The sequence below is a fragment of the Accumulibacter sp. genome (assembly GCF_032229525.1).
In the GTDB taxonomy this organism is placed as follows: domain Bacteria; phylum Pseudomonadota; class Gammaproteobacteria; order Burkholderiales; family Rhodocyclaceae; genus Accumulibacter.
Genome location: NZ_JAVTWB010000128.1, coordinates 1 through 8,192, shown reverse-complemented (window position 1 = coordinate 8,192; position 8,192 = coordinate 1). Strand labels below are relative to the sequence as shown.

At 64.5% G+C, this 8,192-nt stretch carries 6 protein-coding genes; 4 read left to right on the top strand and 2 right to left on the bottom strand.

The features are described from left to right. The 4 genes from RUW20_RS08790 to RUW20_RS08770 form a co-directional block, all read left to right on the top strand. Nucleotides 1–1,057: ABC transporter substrate binding protein (locus tag RUW20_RS08790; RefSeq protein ID WP_313951833.1), on the top strand; the 1,057-nt coding region annotated here is incomplete at its 5' end. Further along, complete coding sequence (locus tag RUW20_RS08785; RefSeq protein WP_313951832.1) at nucleotides 1,054–3,072, top strand: ATP-binding protein; 2,019 nt, start codon at nucleotides 1,054–1,056, stop codon at nucleotides 3,070–3,072. The genes RUW20_RS08790 and RUW20_RS08785, both read left to right, overlap by 4 nt. A 274-nt stretch (nucleotides 3,073–3,346) precedes the next feature. Continuing rightward, a complete protein-coding gene (locus RUW20_RS21665; RefSeq protein ID WP_409559330.1) occupies nucleotides 3,347–4,642 on the top strand; it encodes a response regulator in 1,296 nt (431 codons plus the stop codon). 174 nt (nucleotides 4,643–4,816) lie between these two features. Further along, the gene (locus tag RUW20_RS08770; RefSeq protein ID WP_313951831.1) at nucleotides 4,817–5,371 is read left to right on the top strand and encodes a methyl-accepting chemotaxis protein; all 555 of its coding nucleotides are present in this window, start codon (nucleotides 4,817–4,819) and stop codon (nucleotides 5,369–5,371) included. Nucleotides 5,372–5,492: 121 nt separating this feature from the next. On the opposite strand, the gene RUW20_RS08765 is transcribed toward RUW20_RS08770, so the two are convergent. After that, nucleotides 5,493–7,514, bottom strand: a complete 2,022-nt coding sequence (locus tag RUW20_RS08765; RefSeq protein WP_313951830.1) for a methyl-accepting chemotaxis protein — start codon at nucleotides 7,512–7,514, stop codon at nucleotides 5,493–5,495. Nucleotides 7,515–7,601: 87 nt separating this feature from the next. Next, nucleotides 7,602–8,192: ATP-binding cassette domain-containing protein (locus RUW20_RS08760; RefSeq protein ID WP_313951829.1), on the bottom strand; the 591-nt coding region annotated here is incomplete at its 5' end.

The following is an 8,192-nucleotide window of genomic DNA, read 5'->3' as shown; positions in this document are numbered from 1 at the left end:
ATTACGCAGCGTGTTTGCGACGGGCCTGCTGGCCCTGCTCGGGCTGGCGCAGCCCGCGACCGCTCAAGCTCAAGCTCAAGGCGGAACCCAGCCCGCCGTAGAGAAGGGGCCGTTCAAGATTGTGCACGTGATGAGCTTCGACTCGCCGTGGCGGTGGACCGATGGCCAATTCGCCGGCTTCAAGGAAGGGCTGGGCAGCGATGTGCGCGCCGAGTACCGGGTGTTACAGATGGACGTGAAGCGCAACAGCAGCCGCGAGGCCAAGGAGCAGAAGGGCCGCGAGGCGATCGCCCTGATCGACAACTGGAAGCCGGACCTGGTCTACACCTCCGATGACGACGCTCAGGAGTTCGTCACTCGCCACTACCTGAACCAGAAACTACCTTTCGTCTTCAGCGGCGTTAACAAGGAGCCGCGCGAGCACGGCATGGAAGGCGCCAGCAACGTCACCGGCGTCCTGGAACAGGAACACTTCGTGGAATCGGTGAAGCTGCTGCAGGTACTCTCGCCGAACATCAGGCGCGTGGCCGTAATCTCGGATAGCGGACCGCAATGGCCGCCGGTGATCGCCCGCATGCGAGCGTCGATGGGACGCCTGCCGGGGGTGGATCTGGTCGTCGTGGACCAGGTGAAAACCTTCGAGCAGTTCAAGGAGAAGCTCGCAAGCTACCCGTCCGTCGCCGACGCCGTTGTGCAACTGGGTGTTTTCAACCTGGCCGGGAGCGACGGAAAGAACGTGCGCTATCAGGACGTTCAGAAATGGGCGAGCCAGAACGGCACCCTGCCGGACACCAGCTTCTGGATCGACCGCGTACACTTTGGCGTTCTCGCTTCGATGACCATCTCCGAGCGCGAACAGGGGCTGGCCGCCGGCCGCCTGGCCCGCGCCATTCTCGTCGAAGGCAAGTCGCCGGCGTCGCTGCCCATCAAACCGACGGTCAAGGGTCATCCGGCGATCAATCTGGCGCGCGCCAAACAGCTCGGCATGGTGATCAAGTCCACCGTGCTCCTTTCGTCCGAGGTGGTGACCGGATACGAGTGGGACAAAGCACAGTGAAACTGGGCCTACGCGGCAAGATTCTGCTCATTGCCTCGACCGTCGTGGTCGTCGCCATGGCAGCCGCCGCGTGGGCCTCCAGCACCATTTTTGCGACTCGCTTGACCGAGGTGCAACTATCGCGCGCGACCGCCATCGCCCGCGGCCTGGCTGCGCAACTCGAACACATCCTTTCGCTGGGCCTCGACCTGCACGGCCTGCAGGGCTTCGAGGAGCAGTGCGCACAGGCGGTGGCGGGCAACGACGGCCTCGCCTACGCCCTGGTTGCCGATGCCGACGGCCGCGTGCTTTTCCAGAGTGATGCCCTGCCGCGCGACCAGCAGCGAACACGCGCGGCGCTCGCCTCTGCACTGCAGTCCGGGAGACTGGCTGCCGACGCCCTGGCCGACAACAATCTCGCCGCCATGGCCGCGGTCCAGGATGCCACGGGTAACCCGGTTGCCGCCGTCGTCATCGGTTTTCCCGCACAACTGATCGCTGCCGAACAGCGACAACTCCTCGCCTGGACGGTGGCTGTCGGCGTGCTTGCCATGGCCGTTGGCCTGGGCCTCCTCTTCTTCGCCCTGTCGAGCTACGTCATCAGGCCGATCTCGGCTTTCATCGCCTTCGTCGACAGTACACGCCATGGTGGCGAGCGTGCCAGCCGCCTCAGCGCCGTTGGCAGCGACGAGCTCAGCGTCATGGTCAACGGTTTCAACCGCCTGCTCGACCGAATTGACGACCGTGAAGAGGAGTTGCTGCGGGCGCGCGATGCCGCCGAGGCGGCGAGCCGTGCCAAGAGCACCTTCCTGGCGACCATGAGCCACGAGATCCGCACGCCAATGAACGCCATCATCGCCTTCACCGAGCTCGCGCGGCACGCCGCCAGAGAGGCCGCACAGCGCGAGCAACTGGAACATGTCGACGCCGCTGCCAAGCAGCTGCTGGGCAGCTTCAACGACATCATCGAGGTTACCCGTCTGGAGGGCGGGGAAATACGGGTGGTGGAGGCGGAGCTCCAGATCGAGCAGATTTTTGCCAACGTGCTCAACCGCATCGGGGAACGCGCCACGAGCAAGGGCCTGCAAATCGTCACCGAGATCGACGCCGCCCTGCCGGCACACTTGCGCGGCGACCCGATGAAAATCGGCCAGCTGCTGTTCAATTACGCCGCCAACGCGGTGAAATTCACCGAGCATGGAATCGTCACCATCAGGGCCCGCCAGGCCGGCGAACGTGGCGACAGCGTCGTCGTACGCTTCGAGGTGCAGGACACCGGCATTGGCATCAATGCGACCGAACAGGCAGGGATGTTTACCGCCTTTGCGCAGGCCGACGGTTCGACAACGCGCCGCTTCGGCGGTCTTGGCCTCGGCCTGGCGATCAACCGCGGCCTGGCGACATTGATGGGCGGCGAGGTCGGAGTCGACAGCCAAGCCGGTTGCGGCAGCACCTTCTGGTTCTCCGTTGCGCTCGCCAGGGGCAAGCAAAACTCGTTCACCCACGCCGCCGCTGTCGTGCCGGCCCCCTCCACAGCGACCAGCCCGACCCCTGCTGCCGACAGCCCGCGGCAGGCACGATTTGCCGGCATCCGCATCCTGCTGGCGGTGGACAGGCTGATCGAAGACGGCGCAACGCAGGCGACTCTGGCCACCGCCGGCATCACCGTCGACGTCGCCGACAATGGTGCCGAGGCCGTGGCCATGGCGGCGGGCAGGCCTTACGACCTGGTTTTGCTGGGCATGCAGATGCCGGTCATGGGCGGCGTCGACGCGTCGCGGGCGCTACGCGTGTTGGCCGACCACCACAGCACACCGATCCTGGCTTTTACCGAGGAGGCTGTCGAGGACGATCGCCAGCGCTGCCTGAATGCGGGCATCAACGAGCTCATCGCCCTGCCCGGCGATCCCGAGACGCTACTGGCCGTACTGGCCCACTGGCTGGCTGCATGCACCCTTACTGGCGAACACGCCGCCCGCGCTGTCAGACGGGCCAGCGCAGGGCGAACGGCGGCTTCGCCGGGCAGACGACAATGACGATTTCCTTTCGCGGCTTGTCCCTGGCGACACCCCAGGTACGCCGGCAAGGCACAAACAGCGGAAAAACGCACGTATATTGGGGAACGAACGTGCGATAAACGGGAGCACCGGCCATGCAACGCGCTCCTTCGCAATCCCGTTCGATGGCCTTAGGAAGTGCTCAGAAGACAGCGCGAACGCGCGCCTCTGACAGGTATCACAAGCTCGGCGAACAACACGCCGACACCACCCGATGTCTGGCACGCGCTGCCGTACTTGGAAGGTAGAGGGAATGCACGAAAAGCCGAATGCCGGTCGAGAGACCTCAGACCGTGCTGCGGCAACGATACTTGTTGTCGACGACGAACCGACGAATCTGATGGTCCTGAGTGCGGTATTGCAGCCCCATTTTCGCGTCCGATCCGCGCGCTCGGGAAGCGAGGCACTGGCGGCGATCAAGGCCGGACCTCTCCCCAACCTGATATTGCTCGACGTGATGATGCCGGACATGGATGGCTATGCCGTTCTGGCCAAACTGCGCGAATCGCCGGCCTACCGCGGCGTCCCCGTGATCTTTGTCACCGCGCTCGATTCACGCGAAGACGAACAGCGCGGGCTCGAACTTGGCGCCGCAGACTACATCACCAAGCCGATCAGCCCGGCCATCGTCCTTGCCCGCGTCCGCGCCCAGATCGACGCCAAGGCGGCACGCGACTTGCTGAAAAAGGCCAACCTGCAACTCGTCCATCAAGTGGTGGAAGGGGTGCATGCGCTGGAACAGGCACATCTGCAACTGCTGCAGTCGGACAAGATGGCGGCCATCGGCCAACTGGCGGCTGGCGTGGCGCACGAGATCAATAACCCGATCGCCTTTGTCGGCTCGAATCTCGGCTCGCTGAACGGCTATCTGCAAGACCTTTTCTCGATCATCGCGGCCTACGAGAAGGGTTCGACGCTGACCGCCAGCGACGACCCTTTCGGCGAGGCACGACGACTCCGGCGGGAGTTCGACTACGACCACCTCAAGCAAGACGTCGCCGACTTGCTGCGTGAATCCCGTGGTGGTCTCGAGCGCGTACGCAAGATCGTCCTTGATCTCAAAAACTTCTCGCGTGTCGACAAGCCCGATTGGGAGTGGAGCGACATCCACGAGTGCCTCGATTCGACGCTCAACATTGTCTGGAATGAGCTCAAGTACCACTGCACGGTAACCAGGAACTACGGCTCGCTGCCCCAGATCCGCTGCCTGCCGTCGCAGCTCAACCAGGTGTTCATGAATCTTCTGGTCAACGCCGGGCAAGCCATCGAGGGCAACGGCGAAATCACCATCACCACCGAAAGCGTCGGCGATGCCGCGGTGCGGGTCAAGATCAGCGACACCGGAGCGGGCATCGAGCCACAAGCGCTCGCTTCGGTTTTCAGCCCCTTCTTTACCACCAAGCCGATCGGCAAGGGCACGGGCCTGGGACTGTCGCTGACCTGGGGTATCGTCGAGCGGCACGGTGGCAAGATCGAGGTCAGCAGCGCACCGGGCAAGGGCGCGACCTTCACCGTCACCTTGCCGCTGGAGCCGAAGCAGTCGACGTAGGACGCTGTTTTGATGCAGCGGCAAGGCGCAACGCGGGCGGCGCTGTGGCCGGCAGCTTGCGCGTGCGATCGTGCAGAGCATGCGGCGCCAGCGCGCAGCGCGGGAACAGCGGGTCCCAGCCAGCGGCGCCGATGGCCCTTTCGCCATCCGAGCGGAACTGGCTGCCGTGGTTCGGTGCCACCGGCAAGCTCGGAATGCGCCGGGATCGGCCAGATCGTCGGCGTGATTCGCGACATCGCCGACCAGACCAACCTGCTGGCGCTCAATGCCGCGATCGAAGCGCCGCGCGCCGGCGAGCAGGGACGCGGCTTCGCGGTGGTCGCCGACGAAGTGCGCAAGCTTGCCGAACGCACCCGTGCGGCAACCGTACAAATCGGCCAGATGATCGAAGCGGTTCAGGCGCACGCCGACAGTTCAGCGACCGTCATGCGCCAGGGTATGGGCGAGTTGCAAGCCGGACTCGATCTGGCGATAGGCACGGCTCAGGAGCGTAGCAATTCGGAGCAGCTGGTGCAGGGCGTCCTTGACACCATCGACGAAATTGCCCAGAGCGGCACCGCCAACAGCCAGCACATCGGCAAGGTGGCCGGAACGGCAGACAGCATGCAACTCGCCCTGATTGAATCGGAGGACAGTCTCGCAGAGACCGAAGCTGCCGTCCGCAAGCTGGCGCTGCTCGCTGCGCAATTCGTTCAGCAGAGCGTGCCCGGTAGACGCGTGCCGGCCTGACGAGCGGCCGCATGACGTCCCAACGGGGGGCCGAAGCCCCGGTGGCCGGACGCCAGCCTGTCCTGCGGCTTGAGGTACGGCAGGGACCCCGCTACAGGCCCGTCGGCAACACTGACCGAGGTCAGGCCAGCTTGAAGCGGCGAACCTCGGCGTCGAGGGCTTCCGAAAGACGCTCGAGCTGCACTGCGGTCCCCGCATTCCCGGCGACGGCCGCACAGTTCTCGCCGGCCATTCGCGCCACGTTCTCGACGTTTTGCGCGATCTCGTTGCTGGCCACGCTCTGTTCGCGCAAGGCGTGTGAAATGTGCGCGACGCTGTCAACCACCTGCCGCGCATTGCCCCCGATCTCGCCGAGCGATTCGCCCGCCTGCGTCGCCAGGGCAACGCCCGCGGTGACGCGGCTGACACCGAGGTTCATGCTCGCCACCGCCTCGCGCGAACCGCTCTGGATGGCCCCGATCATGCCCGAGATCTCCTGTGTCGATCGCGTCGTGCGCTCGGCCAGCTTGCGTACCTCGTCGGCCACCACCGCGAAGCCGCGACCCGCCTCGCCAGCGCGCGCCGCCTCGATCGCCGCATTCAGCGCGAGCAGATTGGTCTGGTCGGCGATCTCCTTGATCACCTTGACGATCGCCGAAATCTGTTCGGAGCGCCCGCCCAGTTCGGTGATGATCGACGCCGACTGGTTCACCACCTCGGCGATGCGCTCAATCTCCTGCACCACGTTACCAACCACCTGGCTGCCACCGGCCGCCAACTCGCCGGCCCGACCGGAAAGCCGATCGGCGTCCTCGGCGCTGACCGACAGGTTCTCGATCCCTGCCGTCATTTCCTCGATCGCTGCCGCCATGGTCGAGGCCGCGTCGCTTTGTTGCTCGCTGCTGCGGGTGATATGCACCGCCGACGAAGCCAGTTCCTTGGTCGCGTCGAGCACCGCGCCGGCACTGCGCTGAACATTCTGGATCAGCGTGCGAAAGGCCGCGGTCATCGCGTTCAGGCTGTCGCCAACCAGCTTCAGTTCGTCACGGGTGCCCAGATCAACGGCAACGCTCAGATCGCCGGTGGCGATGGTTCGTGCATTCGCGGCCAGTCGATTGATGCTGCCGATCGTTGCGTAATACAGGCCGATCGACACATAGACGTAAATCAGCAGGATCAGAACGGATACCGCGAGGTTGATGTTCAGGTCGCGCTGCGCCCGCTCTACCCGTTGTTGCAGCAGTGCTTCGAGGCTCGGCAACAGACTCTCGAACATTTCCTTGTAGCCCTTTTCGATCGCCCGTGTCGTCACCGCGAAGTAGACCGCCGGGAGCGTCTCGTAGCGTCCTGTGAGAATGTCCTGAGTGACCAGGTTGTCGAACTTTTCGGCTGCTGCGCCCATGTCCTTCGACGCCATATCGAGCGCGGCCTGGAGGTCGGGGTTGTAGCGCGATGTCTTTTCGAGATTGCGCTGCAAACTGGCCACCGACGAATTGAGACTCCCCAGCAACACCGACAAGCGGATCTGCTGTGACAATACCAAAGGCTCCTTGAGCGACAGCGCTCCGGTGCCCAGCGCGCGCAACTGGCCCATGCTGTCGAGCGCCGCCGGCAACGCGTCAAGCACCGTATCGATCAGGTAACGCGAGTCAATATCGGGATCGTTGGTCAGCGCGTATTGATCGGCGGCGCCCCCCTGAACACCTACCAGCGACCCGATCAGGCGGGTATGGCTGGCGAAATTCTCGTCGACGCTCAGCTTGAGGCCATCCTTCTCGATCAGCGCCCAGCTATCGACGATCTTTTTCCAGGCTTCGCGGGCGGCCAGTTCCGGCGGCAGGCTGGCGTTCAAGGCGCTGAATGCTTCCTTGACACCCTTCTCGCTGGCGGCGCGGCGGTACTCCATCCTTTCGTCGCCGTTGAGCACACCCGACGAAAACCCGCGATGGATTTGCAGGTGCTGGATCAGGCTGGCCATCGGCCTGATCACCTCGATACCGACCAGCTCCTGCTGCGAGCGGTGGATGACCTGCTTCAGGCTGTGGTACAGGTTAACCGCCAGGACGCTGATCGCCACCAGGGCCAGCACGCCCATGATGGCGAACTTGGTGGTGTAGCCAAGACGGTTGAGTAGCGCGATGGCCGGGACAAACAGGATTCGCATTTTCGACTTTCTTGAGGTGATAACACTCTCGCGTAAACGGCAGCGACCAGCGGAACTTGAGCCGCAACAGCCACGACAGCCAGCACGTCAAGCGGAGGAAGCTTGCAGCCGTCCGTCAGTCAGGGTCAGGATGCGTTCGGCACGTCCAGCCAGCGCCGGGTCGTGGGTGACGATCACGAAACTCGTCTGCCGCGAACGGTTCAGCGCCAGCATCAACTCGAAGACACCCGCGGCTGTCTGCCGGTCCAGGTTTCCGGTGGGCTCGTCGGCGAGCACACAGGCCGGCTCGGTGACCAGCGCGCGGGCGATTGCCGCCCGCTGGCGCTCGCCGCCCGACAGTTCCGACGGCGTGTGCTGCAAGCGGTGGCTCAATCCCACTTCGCTGAGCACTGTCGCCGCGCGGGCCTCCGCTTCGGCCTTCGGCATGCGCCGGATGATCAGCGGCATGGCGACATTCTCCAGCGCCGTGAACTCGGCCAGCAGATGATGGAACTGATAGACGAAACCGAGGTGGCGATTGCGCAGGGTACCGCGCTGGGCGTCGCCAATCGTGCTCAGGTCGTGCCCCATCAACTGGACGCTGCCACCGCTTGGCGCATCCAGCCCACCGAGGAGATGCAGCAGCGTACTCTTGCCCGAACCCGAAGCGCCGACGATCGACACCCGCTCGCCGGCGAG